The organism is Bradyrhizobium sp. HKCCYLRH1034 (assembly GCF_051168375.1).
In the GTDB taxonomy this organism is placed as follows: Bacteria; Pseudomonadota; Alphaproteobacteria; order Rhizobiales; family Xanthobacteraceae; genus Bradyrhizobium.
The window spans coordinates 364330-379800 of the sequence record NZ_JBNPUW010000006.1; the positions used below are offsets into that span (position 1 = coordinate 364330).

Sequence of the window (15471 nt, forward strand, 5' to 3'; positions counted from 1 at the left end):
GGGAGGAGGGTGAGATGGCGAACGAGGACGACGATCGGCCGCGCAAGGCCGTTTCGCACGAGATCGGGCAGGATCTGTCGATGCTGTCGGTCGAGGAGTTGACCAGCCGGGTGGCGCTGCTCCGGGCCGAGATCGAGCGCATCGAGCAGGCGGTGGCGAAAAAGCGCGCCTCGCGTGATGCCGCCGCCAGCATCTTCAAGTCGTGAACCTCGCGGCCGTAGAAACGCGGTCGGCCAGTGGCCGACATGGCTAACGAAGATTGAAAAATTTTCGCCATTTACGGTTGATTAAGCTTTCGCGTTTACAACCGGAACCGTCCTCGTTTGGACACCGAGTGGCTCCTGTCCACTCTGTTTGACGCCTCCCTGTTATCAACTTCAAAGCCGCCGGAAACGGCGGCTCTTTTTTTGCGCCCGCGCCGAGCCGGGCGAACCGGGCGGTCGCCCGTGGCGCGCTCCCCCATGCGCAGGCGGCGATCGTGGAACGAACGTCGTGCCGGCTCATTGCGCCCGTGCCGGTCTTCGGTCGCCAGCAGGTCAGGCGCGAGAATCCTGTGCGCCGCGGCAGGCGTGACGATCCTCGTTCGACGACTGCAAACTATTGCCGTGATCATGGTTGCTAGTTGAGCTGATCGTGCGACTCGGCCGCGATCGGCCGTGTTGCAGTCGCAAATGGTACGAGGGCACGGCATGGCCCACGCCGTGGAAACCATAAAAGGCGTTGCTGCTGGACTCTCGAAACCGGCCGCGCAATGATTTGTTCATCATACCGGCGACGTTGCCGGGTTGCGTAAACAGTCGCGTTTAAGAGGCGTTAACCATGTCGGACCGTTTGCTGGGCGATGGCGCTCTGGTTCAGTTCAACGAGCGGCTCACCAATTCTGCTGCATTCGGCGCGCTGTTCCGGGAAGGCATGGATCTGGTCGAGGAGACCGCCGCCTATCTCGATGGCGACGGCCGCAACGAGGCCAAGGCGCTCGACCGCGCCGTCAGCCTGACCTACGCGACCGAGAGCATGCGTCTCACCACCCGCCTGATGCAACTGGCGTCCTGGCTGCTCCTGCACCGCGCGGTGAAGGAGGGCGAGATGACCCTGAGCCAGGCCAACCGCGAGAAGACCAAGGTCAAGCTCACCGCCGCAGATCCCGGGCCGGATGATCTGCTGGAGAAGCTGCCGCAGCAGCTGCAGAGCCTGATCTCGCGCTCGATGAGCCTGCAGGTGCGGGTCCGCCGGCTCGACTCGACCATTCATTCCCCGCCGCCGGACCAGAGCGCGATCGGCAATCCGCTGGTGCCGCATCTCAACCGGCTGAAGGCCGCGTTCGAGCAGTAGGCTCCGGCATCGGGCGGCCCCCGCCGGGGCCGCTCCCCCAGCCGAAGTCTCGTTGCGACCAGCTCAGAAACAAAACGCCCCCGTTTCCGGGGGCGTTTTGCTGTGAGCTCTCGATCAGGCGCAGGCCAGGAAGGCCGGTGCCGAGGGCAAGAAGGCATCAATCCTTCTTGAGGAAGCCCTGGAACTTCTTCTGGAAGCGCGAGACACGGCCGCCGCGATCCATGATCTGCTGGGTGCCACCGGTCCAGGCCGGGTGCGACTTGGGGTCGATGTCGAGGTTGAGCTTGTCGCCCTCTTTGCCCCAGGTCGAGCGGGTCTGGTACTCGGTGCCATCGGTCATCACGACCGTAATCGTATGATAATTCGGGTGAATGTCGGCTTTCATGGCTGATCCTACGGCACGATGCGAAGACATGATGCGACGCGGCCGCGCCTGATCCTGTCGTCACTGAAGGGGGACAATTGGCGCGCTCTATAGCCCAAGGTTCTGCCCAAAACAAGCCAAGGTCGCGGATGAACACCTTGGTACGTTTCCGGATTTGCCAAGCCCGGCCCGGCGGGCCTATCAGGACGGCAGATCGGTATTTGGAAGAATTCTCAGGTGGCCCATGAGCGCAGTGGAACGGCTTGACGAGCGGCAGGGCGCTGCCCCAGGGCAGGATCCGGTTGGAGATGCCGTTGCGGCCGTCGAGGCATTGGCCGAGCCGGCAAGCCCTGTGCGGCGCTCGAAGCTGCGCCCGCTGCTGGCGCTGTCTCCCTATGTCCTGCGCTATCGCGGCCGCGCCCTGCTGGCGCTGATCGCGCTCACGGTCGCGGCCCTGACCACGCTTCTGGTGCCGATCGCGGTCCGCCGCATGATCGATTTCGGCTTCACGCCGAAAGGCATCGAGCTGATCAACAGCTATTTCAGCGTCATGATCGCCGTCGTGGCGGTGCTCGCGCTGGCAAGCGCGGCCCGCTACTACCTCGTCATGACGATCGGCGAGCGCATCGTCGCCGATCTCCGGCGCGACGTGTTCGCGCATCTGATGTCGCTGTCGCCGTCGTTCTTCGATTCCGCGCGCTCCGGCGAGCTGGTGTCGCGGCTCACCGCCGACACCACCCAGATCAAATCGGCGGCGGGCGCCTCCGTTTCGATCGCGCTGCGCAATCTGCTGCTGTTCATCGGCGCCACCGCGATGATGGTGATCACGAGCCCGAAGCTGTCCGGCTTCGTGCTGCTGGCGATCCCGCTGATCGTGCTGCCGCTGGTGGCGTTCGGGCGCTGGGTCCGGCGGCTGTCGCGCAACGCCCAGGACACGCTCGCCGACGCCTCGGCCTATGCGTCCGAGCTGATCGGCTCGATCAGGACGGTGCAGGCCTATACCAGCGAGAGGCTCGCGGCGGCGCGTTTCGGCGGCGAGGTCGAGCAGGCCTACGAGGCGGCGCGGGTCTCGACCCAGGCGCGCGGCGTGCTCACCGCGATCATCATCTTCATCGTGTTCTCCAGCGTCGTCGCGATCCTCTGGGTCGGCTCCCACGACGTGCTGACCGGTGCGATCAGCGCCGGACGGCTCGGTCAGTTCGTGCTCTACGCGGCCTTCGCGGCCGCCGGGCTCGGCCAGCTCTCGGAGGTCTGGGGCGAAGTGTCGGCGGCGTCCGGCGCCGCCGAGCGGCTGTTCGAGCTGTTGCACGTGCAGCCGGAAATCACGGCGCCCGCGCAGCCGCGCCCGATGCCGGAGCCGGCGCGTGGCGACCTCGGCTTCGAGCGGGTCAGCTTCGCCTATCCGGGTCGCCCCGATGTCCGCGTCCTCGATGATGTCTCGTTTGCGATCCGCGCCGGTGAGAAGGTCGCGATCGTCGGCCCCTCCGGCGCCGGCAAGAGCACGCTGTTCCATCTTCTGCTGCGCTTCTACGATCCCGCCTCCGGCTCGATCTCGTTCGACGGTGTGCCGGTGCGCGCGGCCGACCCGCGCAGGATGCGCGAGCGCATCGCGCTGGTGCCGCAGGAATCCGTGGTGTTCGCCGCCAGTGCGCGCGAGAACATCCGCTTCGGCCGGCCGGAGGCGACCGACGCCGAGGTCGAGCGCGCCGCCGATCTCGCTCATGCCAGCGAATTCATCCGCCGCTTGCCGGACGGCTTCGACACCTCGCTCGGCGAGCGCGGCGTCACGCTCTCGGGCGGCCAGCGCCAGCGCATCGCCATCGCGCGCGCCATCCTGCGCGATGCGCCGCTGCTGCTGCTCGACGAGGCGACCTCGGCGCTCGACGCCGAGAGCGAGACGCTGGTGCAGACCGCGCTCGAGGGGCTGATGAAGGACCGTACCACCCTGGTGATCGCGCATCGCCTCGCGACGGTGCTGTCCTGCGACCGCATCCTGGTCATGGATCGCGGCCGCATCGTCGAGCAGGGCACCCACACGTCGCTGGTTGCGGCCAACGGCCTCTATGCGCGGCTGGCCCGGCTGCAGTTCGAGGGCGTGTAGTTCCTGCAACACCGTGGACGGCCGGCAACACCCTCGGAATTCTCGTTCCCGACCCTGCAACCTTTCTCCCGCCTTGTACGTTCCCTGCCGGAACAGATGGCGCGCCGCTCGTAGCAGGCGTGCCGGGTCCCAACAGGAGCAACGGACATGCCTTATCGTCGTGGCAGTTTTGCCCTCACGCCGCCCTCGTTCGTCATCTTCGCAATTGCGCTGGTGCTCGCCCTCGTCGCGATGCTCGCGCACTACATGCACGCCTCGGTGCCGCTGCTGTCGGCCGCCCACGCCTTCGACGCGCTGGCGATCGCGTTCGTGGTGCTGACGATCGGTGTGCTGTTTCGCGGCGTTTGAGGACAATACGAAACGGGTCGAGCAGAGAAGTCGTTAGCTCCCTGCGCCAGCAATTGTGTGAATAGAAATCGCGGCGCGCTCGGTGCACCTCGCCCCGCGTGCGGGGAGAGGTCGGATTGCATCGTCAGATGCAATCCGGGTGAGGGGGGCTCTCCGCACGGTCGGTGCGCGTGGCTGCCCCTCACCCCAACACTCTCCCCGTAAGAACGGGGAGAGGGAGCGCAGCGTCATTGCGGCACCATCTCGGATTCAACAGATTGTGTTGGCATCCACACCATCCGCAGCACGGGACGGCCCGAGGTCGGGTTGACGTCCTCGCCGGCTTCAATGAAGCCGTTGCGCTTGTAGAAGCGGATCGCGCGCGCGTTGTCTTTGTTCACAAGCAGCGTGATGCCGTGAGGTGATCGCTCCTTCGCTGCATCGACCAACTGAGTAGCGAGCGGCGAGCCCCAATGCTCGGGCGAGACGACCAGCTGGTCGAGATAGCCCGTCGCATCGATCGTGACGAACCCGGCGAGCACGCCCTCCGCCTCGGCCACGATCACATCGGCCTTCGGCACCAGCTCGCTGCGCCAGCGTTCGCGCCACCACGGCACCCGCGCAGCGAAGTCGATCGCGGGATAGGCGAGCTGCCACGTCTCCTGCCACAGCGCGATTGCCGCGTCCTCGTCGTCGGCGCGATAGGGGCGCAGGGTGGAGCTCGACGTCACCGCTCCGTCAGCTTCAGCTCGATACGCCGGTTGCGGCGGAAGGCGTCCTCTGTGTTCGCGGGGTCGAGCGGCTGGAATTCGGCGAAGCCCGCCGCGACCAGGCGCTGCGCAGGGACGCCGAGCGAGATCAGATACTGCACCACCGAGATGGCGCGCGCCGAGGACAACTCCCAGTTCGACTTGAACACCGGGCTGTTGATCGGACGAACGTCGGTGTGGCCGTCGACCCGCAGCACCCAGGAGATCTCAGCGGGGATCTGCTTGTCGAGATCGACCAGCGCCGTCGCCACCGAGTTCAGCTCCTGCTGGCCCTCGGGCAGCAGGGTGGCTTGCCCCGTGTCGAAGAAAACCTCGGACTGGAACACGAAGCGGTCGCCGACGACGCGAATGTCGGGACGGTTGCCGAGGATGGCGCGCAGCCGGCCGAAGAACTCCGAGCGGTACCGGGTCAGCTCCTGGACCCGCTGTGCCAGCGCGACGTTGAGGCGCGAGCCGAGATCGGCGATGCGGCTCTGCGATTCCTTGTCGCGCTTCTCCGAGGCATCGAGCGCATCTTCGAGCGCGGCGAGCTGGCGGCGCAGTGCGCTGATCTGCTGGTTGAGCACCTCGATCTGGGCCAGCGCCCGCGCCGTGACCTGCTTCTCGGAATCGAGTGCCCGGTTGAGCTCGTTGGCGCGGCCGGCGGCATTGCTGCCGGCATTGGCGAGCCCGTCATAGAGGCCCTTGACGCGGTCGCGCTCAGCTTCGGCGCTTGCGAGCCCGGCGCGCAGTTGCGCAACCTGGTCGTCCAGCGAGAGCTTGCCGAGCTTCTCCAGGGACAGCATCTCGTTGAGCTGCGCGATCTTGGCGTTGAGCTGCTCCAGCGCCTTGTCCTTGCCGGTGACCTCCTGCGACAGGAAGAACTGCACCACCAGGAACACGGTCAGCAGGAACACGATCGACAGCACCAGCGTCGACAGCGCATCGACGAAGCCCGGCCAGTAGTTGAGGCCGGAATCTCCACGGCGGGTACGGGCAAGCGCCATTCAGCGTCTCCTAGTTCGTCTTCGGCCGGCCGGTCGAGCAGCTCAACTCTTCTCGGTCTGCCGCGCCAGCCGCTCCAGCAGCCGCTTGATCTCGCGGTTCTGCTCGCCCTGGCCATCGGCCCATTCGCGGATCATCTGCTGCTCGGTGCGCATGTGCCCGACCAGGCCCTGGATCGCCTCGGCGAGGTTGGCCATCGCCGCGGTGGCGCCGCGGTTGGAGCCGTCCTCCATCGCGGTGCGCAGCCGCTCGATGGCAACCGAGAGGTCGGCACCGGTGTCGCCGCTGCCGCCATATTCCCGCACGGTGCCAGCGAGCCAGTCCTCCAGATCGGTATAGAAGCGGTTCTGCGCCTGGCTCGATTGCAGGTCGAGGAAACCGAGGATCAGCGAGCCGGCGAGGCCGAACAGCGAGGACGAGAACGAGATGCCCATGCCGCCCAGCGGCGCGGCAAGGCCGCCCTTCAGCGTATCGAACAGCGCGCCGGCGTCGCCACCGACCTTGAGCCCCTCGATCACCTTGCCGACCGAGCCGACCGTTTCGATCAGGCCCCAGAACGTGCCGAGCAGGCCCAGGAACACCAGGAGGCCGGTCATGTAGCGCGAGATGTCGCGGGCCTCGTCGAGCCGGGTGGCGATCGAGTCGAGCAGGTGGCGCATGGTCTGCTGCGAGATCGACATTCGCCCCGAGCGCTCGCGGCCGAGGATCGCGGCCATCGGCGCCAGCAGGACCGGGTGGCGAGGCACCGCCAGGCCGGGATCGGCGATGCGGAAATTGTTGACCCAGGACACTTCCGGATAGAGCCGGACCACCTGGCGGAACGCCAGGATGACGCCGATCAACAGTACCGCCCCGATCAGCGCGTTCAGGCCGGGATTGGCGAAGAACGCCAGGATGATCTGCTTGTACAGCACGACACCGACCAGGGCGCACAGCACCAGGAAGACCAGCATCCGCACCAGGAAGATCCGGGGCGTGGACAGCTTGGTCGGTTCGAGATCCATCGCGGAGCGGGAAGGGGAGCCTTGAGGCATTGTCGATGACATCCGTTGCGGGGACCGGTCCCTGAAATCCACTATGGCACAGCAGCAGCGGGAAAAAAGCCGCGATCAGCGCAATCCCGTCCCTGCGCGGAACTATGGCTGAAACCGGCGGGCATCCGCGGCGTAGTTAGTCCCGTGGCTCATATCTAACGGGAACGCCCTGGCTTTGTCATGACCGTCGTTGAATATCTGCAGGCGCTGCTGGCGATGGCCGTGGCGATGTCGGTGCTGATGGGGCTCGCCTGGGTCGTGCAGCAGCGCACCGGCAACTCCGGCTGGGTCGACACGATCTGGACATTTTCCGTCGGGCTGGTCGGCGCCGCCGGCGCGATCTGGCCCGCCGGCGGCGCCGCCCCCAACGCGCGGCAGTGGCTGGTCGCGGTGCTGGTGGCGGTCTGGTCGCTGCGGCTCGGCGGCCATGTCGCAGCGCGCAGCCGCGGCATCTCCGACGATCCGCGCTACGCGGAGTATGCCCGGCAATGGGGTGCGGCCGCACCGCGAAAGATGTTCCTGTTCCTGCAGCAGCAGGCCTGGGGCTCGATCCCGCTGGTGTTCGCGATGTTCGTCGCCGCCCATGCGCCGGCCGCCGAGCTTCGGCTGCAGGACTATCTCGGCATCCTCGTGCTGTTCGCAGGCATCGCCGGCGAGGGCGTCGCCGACGCTCAGCTCAAGGCGTTCCGCGCCGATCCTGCCAACAAGGGCAAGGTGTGCGACGTCGGCCTGTGGCGCTGGTCGCGCCATCCCAACTATTTCTTCGAGTGGGTGTGCTGGCTGTCCTATCCGGTCATCGCGCTGTCGTTCGACCATCCGTGGGGCCTCGCCAGCCTGCTCGCGCCATTGTTCATGTACTGGATCCTGGTCCACGTCACCGGCATCCCGCCGCTGGAACAGCAGATGCTGCGCTCGCGCGGCGATCGCTACCGGGCCTATCAGGCGCGCACCAGCGCGTTCTTTCCCCTGCCGCCAAATCCTTTTACGAAGTAACGGAGCCACCGCATGAGCTTCATCTCGACCATCATCGGCGCCGCCGAGCGCGTGCCGCTGCCCGATGCCGTCATCCGCTCCGCGATCTCCGAATTGTGCGCGCGCACGGCGGCGCGGCTCGGCGGGGCCGATGCGATGGGTGACCCAGAGTTCGCCCGCCTGCTGACGACGCGGCCGATCGCCGAGCATACCGACGCGGCGAACAGCCAGCACTATGAGGTGCCGGCGGCGTTCTTCGCCCGCGTGCTCGGGCCGAACCGCAAATACTCCTGCTGCTTCTACAAGGAGCCGGTCTCGACCCTGCGGGAGGCGGAGGAGGAGGCGCTGCGCCAGACCGTCGCCAATGCCGATCTCCAGGATGGCCAGACCATTCTGGAGCTCGGCTGCGGCTGGGGCTCGCTGTCGCTGTTCATGGCCCGGCAGTTCCCGCGTGCGAAGATCACGGCGGTCTCCAACTCGCACTCGCAGCGCCGCGCGATCGAGGAGATGGCGGCCGCGCGCGGCCTGCTCAACCTGCGGGTCGTCACCGCCGACATGAACGGGTTCGCTCCCGACGCGCGCTTTGATCGCATCGTCTCGGTCGAGATGTTCGAGCACATGATGAACTGGCGCGAGCTGCTGTCGCGGGTCAGATCATGGCTCGCGCCGGACGGCCGCCTGTTCATGCACATCTTCACCCACCGCACCGGATCCTACCTGTTCGACCGCAACGATCGCGAGGACTGGATCGCGCAGCACTTCTTCACCGGCGGCATCATGCCGAGCCACGGCCTGATCCGGCAGTACGCGGATCTGTTCGCGGTCGAGAAGGAATGGCGCTGGAGCGGCACGCATTATCAGCACACGGCACGGGACTGGCTCGCCAATTTCGATGCCGATTACAACCGCATCCTGCAGGTGCTGCAGCCGGTCTATGGCGACGACACGGCGCTGTGGATGCGCCGCTGGCGCTGGTTCTTCCTCGCCACCGCGGGTCTGTTCGGGCACGACGAAGGCCGTGAATGGGGCGTCAGCCACTACCGCCTGCGGCCGGCGAACTAATTTGTTCGCTGCGGCGGGATGCCGCAGTGCTGGAGGGGGATTCGCGTTTCGCTCTGCGGAACCTGCTGGGAACCTGCTGCCACAAAGCGCTCACAATTAGGTGAGTCCCGAAAAAGCTTGATCTATCAGTTATGTAGTTCGTGTGACATCAAGCCGCCTGGGTTTCGCGTTGCGTCGCAGCAGCTCTTTTCTATGTTGCAGCAAGGCGAGCGCCAGAATGGCGCCATGACTGGGCCATCCGGTCGACTGGGTTTCATCATCATCATCGAGGGGGCTCCTCCACGCATGTCACGTTTTCGCGCGTCGCTGGTCAGCAGTGCATTGATGCTCGCGGCCGCCGCGCCGCTGCTGGCCGGCTGTAACGACCCCATCCAGGCTCAGGCCTCCGCCAATGAGCAGATCGTCATTCCGGACGTCGGCATCGTGACCGTCGAGCAGAAGGCGCGAGCGATCGTGCGCGAGCTGCCCGGCCGCATCGCGCCGACCCGCGTCTCCGACGTCCGTCCGCGCGTCTCGGGCATCATCGTCGAGCGGCTGTTCCGCCAGGGCAGCGAGGTCAAGGCGGGCGATCCGCTCTATCGCATCGATCCGAAGCCGTTCGAGGTGGAGATCCTGTCGAGCCGGGCGGCGCTGGCCAAGGCCGAGGCGGTGCATGAGCGCGCGGTGCAGCAGGCCCACCGCATCAGCCTGCTGTTCAAGGAGCGCGCAGCCCCGGCGGTCGAGAACGAGAAGGCGATCTCGACCGAGCGCGAGGCAGCGGCCGACATCGAGGCCCGCAAGGCCGATCTTGCGCGTGCCCAGCTCAATCTCGACTATGCGACCGTGCGCGCGCCGATCGACGGCATCGTCGGCGCGGCCCAGGTCAGCGAGGGCGCCATCGCGGTCCAGAACGAGACCTCGCTGGTCACGATCCAGCAGCTCGATCCGATCTATGCCGACTTCACCCAGTCGGTGAGCGAGCTCAACCGCCTGCGCCGGGCGTTCGAGTCCGGCGACCTCGACCAGATCGCGCCCGACGCGATCAAGGTCCGTCTCGTGCTCGACGACGGCACGCCGTATTCGATTCCGGGCAAGCTCCTGTTCTCCGACGCCAAGGTCGATGCCGCCACCGGTCAGGTCACCTTGCGCGGCGAGTTCGCCAATCCGAAGCGCGAGCTCCTGCCGGGCATGTATGTCCGCGTCCGCATCGAGCAGGGCATCGACAGCGACTCCGTCGGCGTGCCGCAGCAGGCGGTGCAGCGCAACGCGGCCGGCGGGTCCGAGGTCTACGTCATCCGCGACGACAACCGCGCGATCGCCAGGCCGGTGCGCACCGGCCCGACCCAGGATGGCCTGGTGCTGATCACCGACGGTCTGCGCGCCGGCGACAAGGTCGTGGTGGACGGCTTCCAGAAGTTCGCCGCCGGCGACAGGGTCGCGCCGCAGGTCTGGACCGAGGTCAGCGCCGCGACGCAGCTCGAATCGAAGTCGGCGACGCGGTAAGTCGCCATGCCGAGCTTCTTCATCGACAGGCCGATCTTCGCCTGGGTGGTCGCGCTGTTCATCTGCCTGATCGGCGCGATCGCGATTCCGCTGCTGGCGGTGGCGCAATATCCGATCATCGCGCCGCCCTCGATCTCGATCTCGACCAGCTACCCCGGCGCGTCGCCGGAGAATCTCTACAACAGCGTGACGCGGCTGATCGAGGAGGAGCTCAACGGCGCCTCCGGCATTCTCAACTTCGAATCCACCAGCGATTCGCTCGGCCAGGTCGAGATCACGGCGAACTTCGTGCCGGGCACGTCGACCAATGACGCCTCGGTCGAGGTGCAGAACCGCCTCAAGCGTGTCGAGGCGCGGCTGCCGCGCGCCGTCATCCAGCAGGGCATCCTGGTCGAGGAAGCCTCCGCCGCGGTGCTGCAGATCATCACGCTGCAGTCGACCGACGGCAGCCTCGACGAGGTCGGCCTCGGCGACTTCATGATCCGCAACGTGCTCGGCGAAGTCAGGCGCATTCCCGGCGTCGGCCGCGCCACGCTGTATTCGACCGAGCGCTCGCTGCGCGTCTGGCTCGATCCCGCCAAGCTGATCGGCTACGGCCTCACTGCCGACGACGTCACCAAGGCGATCGGCGCGCAGAACGCGCAGGTCGCCTCGGGCAGCATCGGCGCCGAGCCCGCGACGACCTCGCAGCGCACCTCGGCTCTGGTGCTGGTCAAGGGCCAGCTCGATTCGCCCGACGAGTTCGGATCGATCATCCTGCGCGCCAATCCCGACGGCTCGACGGTGCGGCTGCGCGATGTCGCGCGCGTCGAAATCGGCGGCCTCAGCTATCAGTTCAACACCCGCCTCAACGGCAAGCCGACCGCGGGTCTCTCGGTGCTGCTGTCGCCGACCGGCAATGCGCTGGCGACCGCGAGCGCGGTCGAGGCCAAGATGAAGGAGCTGTCGCGCTTCTTCCCCTCCAACATCAGCTATGAGATTCCCTACGACATCACGCCGGTGGTGAAGGCGTCGATCAAGCGGGTGCTGATGACCCTGGTCGAAGCCGTGGTGCTGGTGTTCGTGGTGATGTTCCTGTTCCTGCAGAACATCCGCTATACCATCATCCCGACCATCGTCGTCCCCGTGGCGCTGCTCGGCACCTGCGCGACGCTGATGCTGGTCGGCTACTCCATCAACATGCTGACGATGTTCGGCATGGTGCTCGCGGTCGGCATCCTCGTCGACGACGCCATCGTCGTGGTCGAGAACGTCGAGCGCATCATGACCGAGGAGGGGCTGTCGCCGAAGGAGGCGACGCGCAAGGCGATGGGCCAGATCACCGGCGCCATCATCGGCATCACGCTGGTGCTGATGGCGGTGTTCGTGCCGATGGCGTTCTTCCCCGGCTCGGTCGGCATCATCTACCGGCAGTTCTCGGTCACCATGGTGGCGGCGATCGGCTTCTCGGCGCTGCTGGCGCTGTCGCTGACCCCGGCGTTGTGCGCGACGCTGCTGAAGCCGGTCACGGCCGGCCACGGCCACGCGAAGAAGGGCGTGTTCGGCTGGTTCAACCGCTTCATGGACAACAGCCGCAACCGCTACACCGGCGTGGTCGGCGGCGCGCTGAAGCGCACCGGACGGCTGGTGCTGATCTATGCGATCTTCCTGGTCGGGCTGACCTTCGCCTTCATCCAGTTGCCCGGCGGCTTCCTGCCGGTCGACGACCAGGGCTTCATCACCACCGACGTCCAGACGCCGGCGGACTCGTCCTACGCGCGGACGCAGGCCGCGGTGGAGGCCGTCGAGAGGTATCTCGCCAAGCGCGAAGGGATCGAGGACGTCACCTTCCTGACCGGCTTCAGCTATGCCGGCCAGGGCGTCAACACCGCCCAGGCCTTCATTTCGCTGAAGGACTGGTCGGAGCGCGGCAAGCGTGACAGCGCCGCGGCGCTGGTCGCCGACATCAATCGCGATCTCGCCGGCTTGCGCGACGCCAAGATCACGGCGCTGCAGCCGCCGCCGATCGACAATCTCGGCAACTCCTCGGGCTTCAGCTTCCGCCTGCAGGACCGCGGCCAGAAGGGCTATGCTGCGCTGATCGCTGCCGCCGACCAGCTGATCGCGGAAGCCAATGCGAGCCCGGTGCTGCAGAAGGTCTATGTCGAGGGTCTGCCGCCGGGACCCCAGGTCAATCTGATGATCGACCGCGAGAAGGCCGGCGCCTTCGGCGTCACCTTCGAGGACATCAACACCACGATCTCGACCAATCTCGGCTCTACTTACGTGAACGACTTCCCGAACCGCGGCCGCATGCAACGCGTCGTGGTGCAGGCCGACCGCATCAGCCGCATGAACGTGGACGACATCCTCAACTACAGCGTCAAGAACGCCAAGGGGCAGCTGGTGCCGTTCTCGTCGTTCGCGACCATCCAATGGGCCAAGGGACCGAGCCAGATCGCCGGCTTCAACTACTATCCGGCGATCCGCATCTCCGGCGAGGCCAAGCCGGGCTACACCTCGGGCGATGCGCTCAAGGAAATGGAGCGGCTCGCCGCCAAGCTGCCGCGTGGCTTCGGCTATGAATGGACCGGACAGTCGTTGCAGGAGAAGCTGTCGGGTTCGCAGGCGCCGCTGCTGCTCGGTCTCTCGGCGCTGGTCGTGTTCCTGTGTCTCGCTGCGCTCTACGAGAGCTGGACGATCCCGCTCGCGGTGCTCTTGACCGTGCCGCTCGGCATCCTCGGCGCCGTCGTCGCCGCCAATCTGCGCGGCCTGTCCAACGACGTGTACTTCACGGTGGCGCTGATCACCATCATCGGTCTCGCCGCCAAGGACGCGATCCTGATCATCGAGTTCGCCAAGGATCTGCGCGCCCACGGCAAGCCGCTGGTCGCGGCGACGATCGAGGCCTGCTCCTTGCGCTTCCGCCCGATCATCATGACCGGTCTCGCCTTCGTCTGCGGCGTGCTGCCGATGTCGATGGCGACGGGCGCCGGCGGTGCCAGCCAGCAGGCGCTCGGCACCAACGTGATGGGCGGCATGATCGCGGTGGTGATCCTGGCGCTGTTGATGGTCCCCGTGTTCTTCGTCTCGGTCCAGCGCGTGCTCGCGGGGGATCGGGAGAAGACGGAGCCGGTGGCGGAGCTTGAGGCTTATGGGCCGCCGGCGCCGGTGAAGCCGTGAGTGAGGTTGAATAGGCCTTTTCGGAGGATTGTGCCGCGGTCTTGCCTCACAGGCGCTCCGCTTCCCTCTCCGCAAGGGGGAGGGGAGCACACCGCTCGTGCCGGGAGAACGGAACTCCACCGACGCCGGCTGGAGTTCGCCACTCTCCGCGTGTATGCTCCCACAGCATGTAAACGGTCACGGCATGTCGATGGTCTCTCGCAAATCTGTCTTCGCAATCGCGCTTGCTGGTTTCTCCTTTGTCAGCCACGCGGCTCACGCCCAGTCGGGCCCCGTGAAATACTGGCTGCCGGGCTGGCCGGTCGGCTTCAGCGATGCCGGCAGCCTCGACTCCTACGGCAACTTTCCGAGCTTCACGACGAACGGCAGCGACAGCGGCTTCTTCTCGCGGCGCTACAGCGTGACGAACAATTGGGCGGCGCTTTCGGGAGTCGGCCTGAGCCCGAACATCGTCAATCGCTATGGGGCGCTCGGCTCGTATACCACCGAGGGCGCGCAATACGGCTACACGTTCAAGAGCGGCGTCAGCCTCTACGGCGGCTTCGACACGCTGAAATACAATCCCGGCCTGGGCGGCCCGTTCGCAACATTCGACGGACGCTCGACGTCTGCGCCGGCCTACGCGATCAATGGCGGCGTCGAGTTCAAGCCGACATCCAATGTCAGCCTGTCGCTCGGCTTCAGCTATGCCGGCCAGTCGTCCGATCGCATCGACAGCGACATCAATTCCCCGGCATTGCCCGGCGCGACGCCACAGGCGTTCACCAGCGGGCGGCGATAGCGTTCAGCCTGTAGATAGCTTTCCGGCGGTAGAGCTCGGCCGCCAACTCCATCCTCGGCGTCGTCCCGGAGAAGCGCGCGTATGCGCGCGCGGATCCGGGACCCATACCCCCAGGGAGATGTTTGAGGCGCGCAGGTCGCCCCATCTCGCTCCATCAGAACAGCCGGTGGTTATGGGTCCCGGCTCAAGGCCGGGACGACACCGTATGTGAAGCGAGCGGTGCGAACGGCGTGGCCGCGCAGAAGCAAAGCTACGCCGCCGCCTTCAGCACCTTCACGAGCTCGCGGTGAATGACCTCGTTGCCGCACACGACGTGCCCGGTCGCCAGCGCGTCCTCCTTGCCGTCGATGCCCGACACGGTGCCGCCGGCCTCGCGCACCATGATCAGGCCGGCCGCGATGTCCCAGGGCTGCAGGTCGCGTTCCCAATAGGCGTCGAAGCGACCGGCGGCGACGAAGGCGAGGTCGAGCGAGGCGGCGCCGAAGCGGCGGAGCCCTGCGACCTTGACCTGCAGCGAGGTCATCTCGCGCAGGAACAGCTGGTGGTCGCCGCGGCCGATATGCGGCAGGCCGCAGGCGATGACGCATTCATGGAGCTGGCGCCGTGCGGCGACGCGCAGCCGCTGGTCGTTGAGGAACGCGCCCTTGCCGCGCTCGGCGATGTAGAGCTCGTCATTGGCGGGATTGTAGATCACGCCGGCGATCACGGTGTCCTCGCGCTGGAGCGCGATCGAGATCGCGAATTGCGGGATGCCGTGCAGGAAGTTGGTGGTGCCGTCGAGCGGATCGACGATCCAGGTGTGCGACTTGTCGCTGCCTTCCCGCTTGCCGCCTTCCTCGCCGAGAAAGCCGTAGCCGGGCCGGGCCTTCGAGAGGTCCTCGTACAGCATCTCCTCGGCTTTCTTGTCGGCGCGGGAGACGAAGTTCGCCGGGCCCTTCAGCGACACCTGCAGGTGCTCGATCTCGCCGAGATCGCGCTTGAGGTTGCGGCCGGCGCGGCGCGCGGCCTTGACCATGACATTGATGAGGGCGGAATGGATCATGAGCTCGATGCGCTGGGCTGACCGCACCTCGCGGTGCGCGCCTTCCCCGGAAGCGGAC

The 15471-nt window shown here is 66.5% G+C and carries 14 protein-coding genes; 9 read left to right on the plus strand and 5 right to left on the minus strand.

The window, feature by feature from the left end; translation table 11 throughout:
• The first annotated feature begins 14 nt into the window (after nucleotides 1-14).
• Together ACQR0W_RS17120 and ACQR0W_RS17125 are read left to right on the plus strand one after the other, a co-directional pair.
• Nucleotides 15-206, plus strand: coding sequence for a DUF1192 domain-containing protein (locus ACQR0W_RS17120; protein WP_315713892.1), 192 nt, complete (start codon nucleotides 15-17; stop codon nucleotides 204-206).
• 613 nt (nucleotides 207-819) lie between these two features.
• Nucleotides 820-1332 carry a DUF1465 family protein gene (locus tag ACQR0W_RS17125; protein ID WP_315713893.1) on the plus strand — a complete coding sequence of 171 codons (513 nt, stop codon included), beginning with the start codon at nucleotides 820-822 and terminating at the stop codon, nucleotides 1330-1332.
• A 157-nt stretch (nucleotides 1333-1489) separates the two neighbouring features.
• Here the strand turns inward: ACQR0W_RS17125 and rpmE are convergent, their stop codons facing one another.
• Nucleotides 1490-1717: a 50S ribosomal protein L31 gene (gene rpmE, locus ACQR0W_RS17130; protein ID WP_012046762.1), complete on the minus strand. Its 228-nt coding sequence runs from the start codon at nucleotides 1715-1717 to the stop codon at nucleotides 1490-1492.
• Between the two features lie 223 nt (nucleotides 1718-1940).
• On the opposite strand from rpmE, the gene ACQR0W_RS17135 reads away from it, so the two are divergent.
• Nucleotides 1941-3797 (plus strand): ABC transporter ATP-binding protein/permease, encoded by a 1857-nt coding sequence (locus ACQR0W_RS17135; protein WP_316169477.1) that lies wholly within the window; start codon nucleotides 1941-1943, stop codon nucleotides 3795-3797.
• 147 nt (nucleotides 3798-3944) lie between these two features.
• The gene (locus ACQR0W_RS17140) at nucleotides 3945-4145 is read left to right on the plus strand and encodes a hypothetical protein (RefSeq protein ID WP_006614616.1); all 201 of its coding nucleotides are present in this window, start codon (nucleotides 3945-3947) and stop codon (nucleotides 4143-4145) included.
• 227 nt (nucleotides 4146-4372) lie between these two features.
• On the opposite strand, the gene ACQR0W_RS17145 is transcribed toward ACQR0W_RS17140, so the two are convergent.
• The 3 genes from ACQR0W_RS17145 to ACQR0W_RS17155 are packed head-to-tail and all read right to left on the minus strand — an operon-like array spanning nucleotide 4373 to nucleotide 6912.
• The gene (locus ACQR0W_RS17145; protein ID WP_315713895.1) at nucleotides 4373-4855 is read right to left on the minus strand and encodes a GNAT family N-acetyltransferase; all 483 of its coding nucleotides are present in this window, start codon (nucleotides 4853-4855) and stop codon (nucleotides 4373-4375) included.
• Nucleotides 4852-5880 (minus strand): peptidoglycan -binding protein, encoded by a 1029-nt coding sequence (locus ACQR0W_RS17150; protein WP_315734445.1) that lies wholly within the window; start codon nucleotides 5878-5880, stop codon nucleotides 4852-4854. Before ACQR0W_RS17150 ends, ACQR0W_RS17145 begins: the two co-directional genes overlap by 4 nt.
• 42 nt (nucleotides 5881-5922) lie before the next feature.
• Nucleotides 5923-6912: a flagellar motor protein MotA gene (locus tag ACQR0W_RS17155; protein ID WP_315826018.1), complete on the minus strand. Its 990-nt coding sequence runs from the start codon at nucleotides 6910-6912 to the stop codon at nucleotides 5923-5925.
• Nucleotides 6913-7092: 180 nt separating this feature from the next.
• Here ACQR0W_RS17155 and ACQR0W_RS17160 point away from each other — a divergent pair, with 180 nt between their 5' ends.
• From ACQR0W_RS17160 to ACQR0W_RS17180, 5 genes are all read left to right on the plus strand, one after another.
• Nucleotides 7093-7905, plus strand: a complete 813-nt coding sequence (locus ACQR0W_RS17160; RefSeq protein WP_316186668.1) for a DUF1295 domain-containing protein — start codon at nucleotides 7093-7095, stop codon at nucleotides 7903-7905.
• Nucleotides 7906-7917: 12 nt separating this feature from the next.
• Nucleotides 7918-8946, plus strand: coding sequence for an SAM-dependent methyltransferase (locus ACQR0W_RS17165; protein ID WP_315826020.1), 1029 nt, complete (start codon nucleotides 7918-7920; stop codon nucleotides 8944-8946).
• A gap of 285 nt (nucleotides 8947-9231) precedes the next feature.
• A complete protein-coding gene (locus tag ACQR0W_RS17170; protein ID WP_315713900.1) occupies nucleotides 9232-10428 on the plus strand; it encodes an efflux RND transporter periplasmic adaptor subunit in 1197 nt (398 codons plus the stop codon).
• Nucleotides 10429-10434: 6 nt separating this feature from the next.
• Nucleotides 10435-13590 (plus strand): multidrug efflux RND transporter permease subunit, encoded by a 3156-nt coding sequence (locus tag ACQR0W_RS17175; protein ID WP_316186669.1) that lies wholly within the window; start codon nucleotides 10435-10437, stop codon nucleotides 13588-13590.
• Between the two features lie 184 nt (nucleotides 13591-13774).
• Entirely contained in the window at nucleotides 13775-14371 is a 597-nt protein-coding gene (locus ACQR0W_RS17180) for an outer membrane protein (protein ID WP_315826022.1), read from the plus strand.
• Between the two features lie 250 nt (nucleotides 14372-14621).
• Here ACQR0W_RS17180 and ACQR0W_RS17185 read toward each other — a convergent pair whose 3' ends face one another.
• Complete coding sequence (locus ACQR0W_RS17185) at nucleotides 14622-15413, minus strand: inositol monophosphatase family protein (RefSeq protein ID WP_315713903.1); 792 nt, start codon at nucleotides 15411-15413, stop codon at nucleotides 14622-14624.
• Nucleotides 15414-15471 lie beyond the last annotated feature (58 nt).

Excerpts from the sequence above, each read along its gene's own strand:
- ACQR0W_RS17170 (WP_315713900.1), top strand. The coding sequence starts at position 9,232 with ATGTCACGTTTTCGCGCGTCGCTGGTCAGCAGTGCATTGATGCTCGCG.
- ACQR0W_RS17120 (WP_315713892.1), top strand. The coding sequence starts at position 15 with ATGGCGAACGAGGACGACGATCGGCCGCGCAAGGCCGTTTCGCACGAG.
- ACQR0W_RS17180 (WP_315826022.1), top strand. The coding sequence starts at position 13,775 with ATGTCGATGGTCTCTCGCAAATCTGTCTTCGCAATCGCGCTTGCTGGT.
- ACQR0W_RS17150 (WP_315734445.1), bottom strand. The coding sequence starts at position 5,880 with ATGGCGCTTGCCCGTACCCGCCGTGGAGATTCCGGCCTCAACTACTGG.
- ACQR0W_RS17185 (WP_315713903.1), bottom strand. The coding sequence starts at position 15,413 with ATGATCCATTCCGCCCTCATCAATGTCATGGTCAAGGCCGCGCGCCGC.
- ACQR0W_RS17175 (WP_316186669.1), top strand. The coding sequence starts at position 10,435 with ATGCCGAGCTTCTTCATCGACAGGCCGATCTTCGCCTGGGTGGTCGCG.
- ACQR0W_RS17155 (WP_315826018.1), bottom strand. The coding sequence starts at position 6,912 with ATGCCTCAAGGCTCCCCTTCCCGCTCCGCGATGGATCTCGAACCGACC.
- ACQR0W_RS17165 (WP_315826020.1), top strand. The coding sequence starts at position 7,918 with ATGAGCTTCATCTCGACCATCATCGGCGCCGCCGAGCGCGTGCCGCTG.
- rpmE (WP_012046762.1), bottom strand. The coding sequence starts at position 1,717 with ATGAAAGCCGACATTCACCCGAATTATCATACGATTACGGTCGTGATG.
- ACQR0W_RS17160 (WP_316186668.1), top strand. The coding sequence starts at position 7,093 with ATGACCGTCGTTGAATATCTGCAGGCGCTGCTGGCGATGGCCGTGGCG.
- ACQR0W_RS17140 (WP_006614616.1), top strand. The coding sequence starts at position 3,945 with ATGCCTTATCGTCGTGGCAGTTTTGCCCTCACGCCGCCCTCGTTCGTC.
- ACQR0W_RS17135 (WP_316169477.1), top strand. The coding sequence starts at position 1,941 with ATGAGCGCAGTGGAACGGCTTGACGAGCGGCAGGGCGCTGCCCCAGGG.
- ACQR0W_RS17125 (WP_315713893.1), top strand. The coding sequence starts at position 820 with ATGTCGGACCGTTTGCTGGGCGATGGCGCTCTGGTTCAGTTCAACGAG.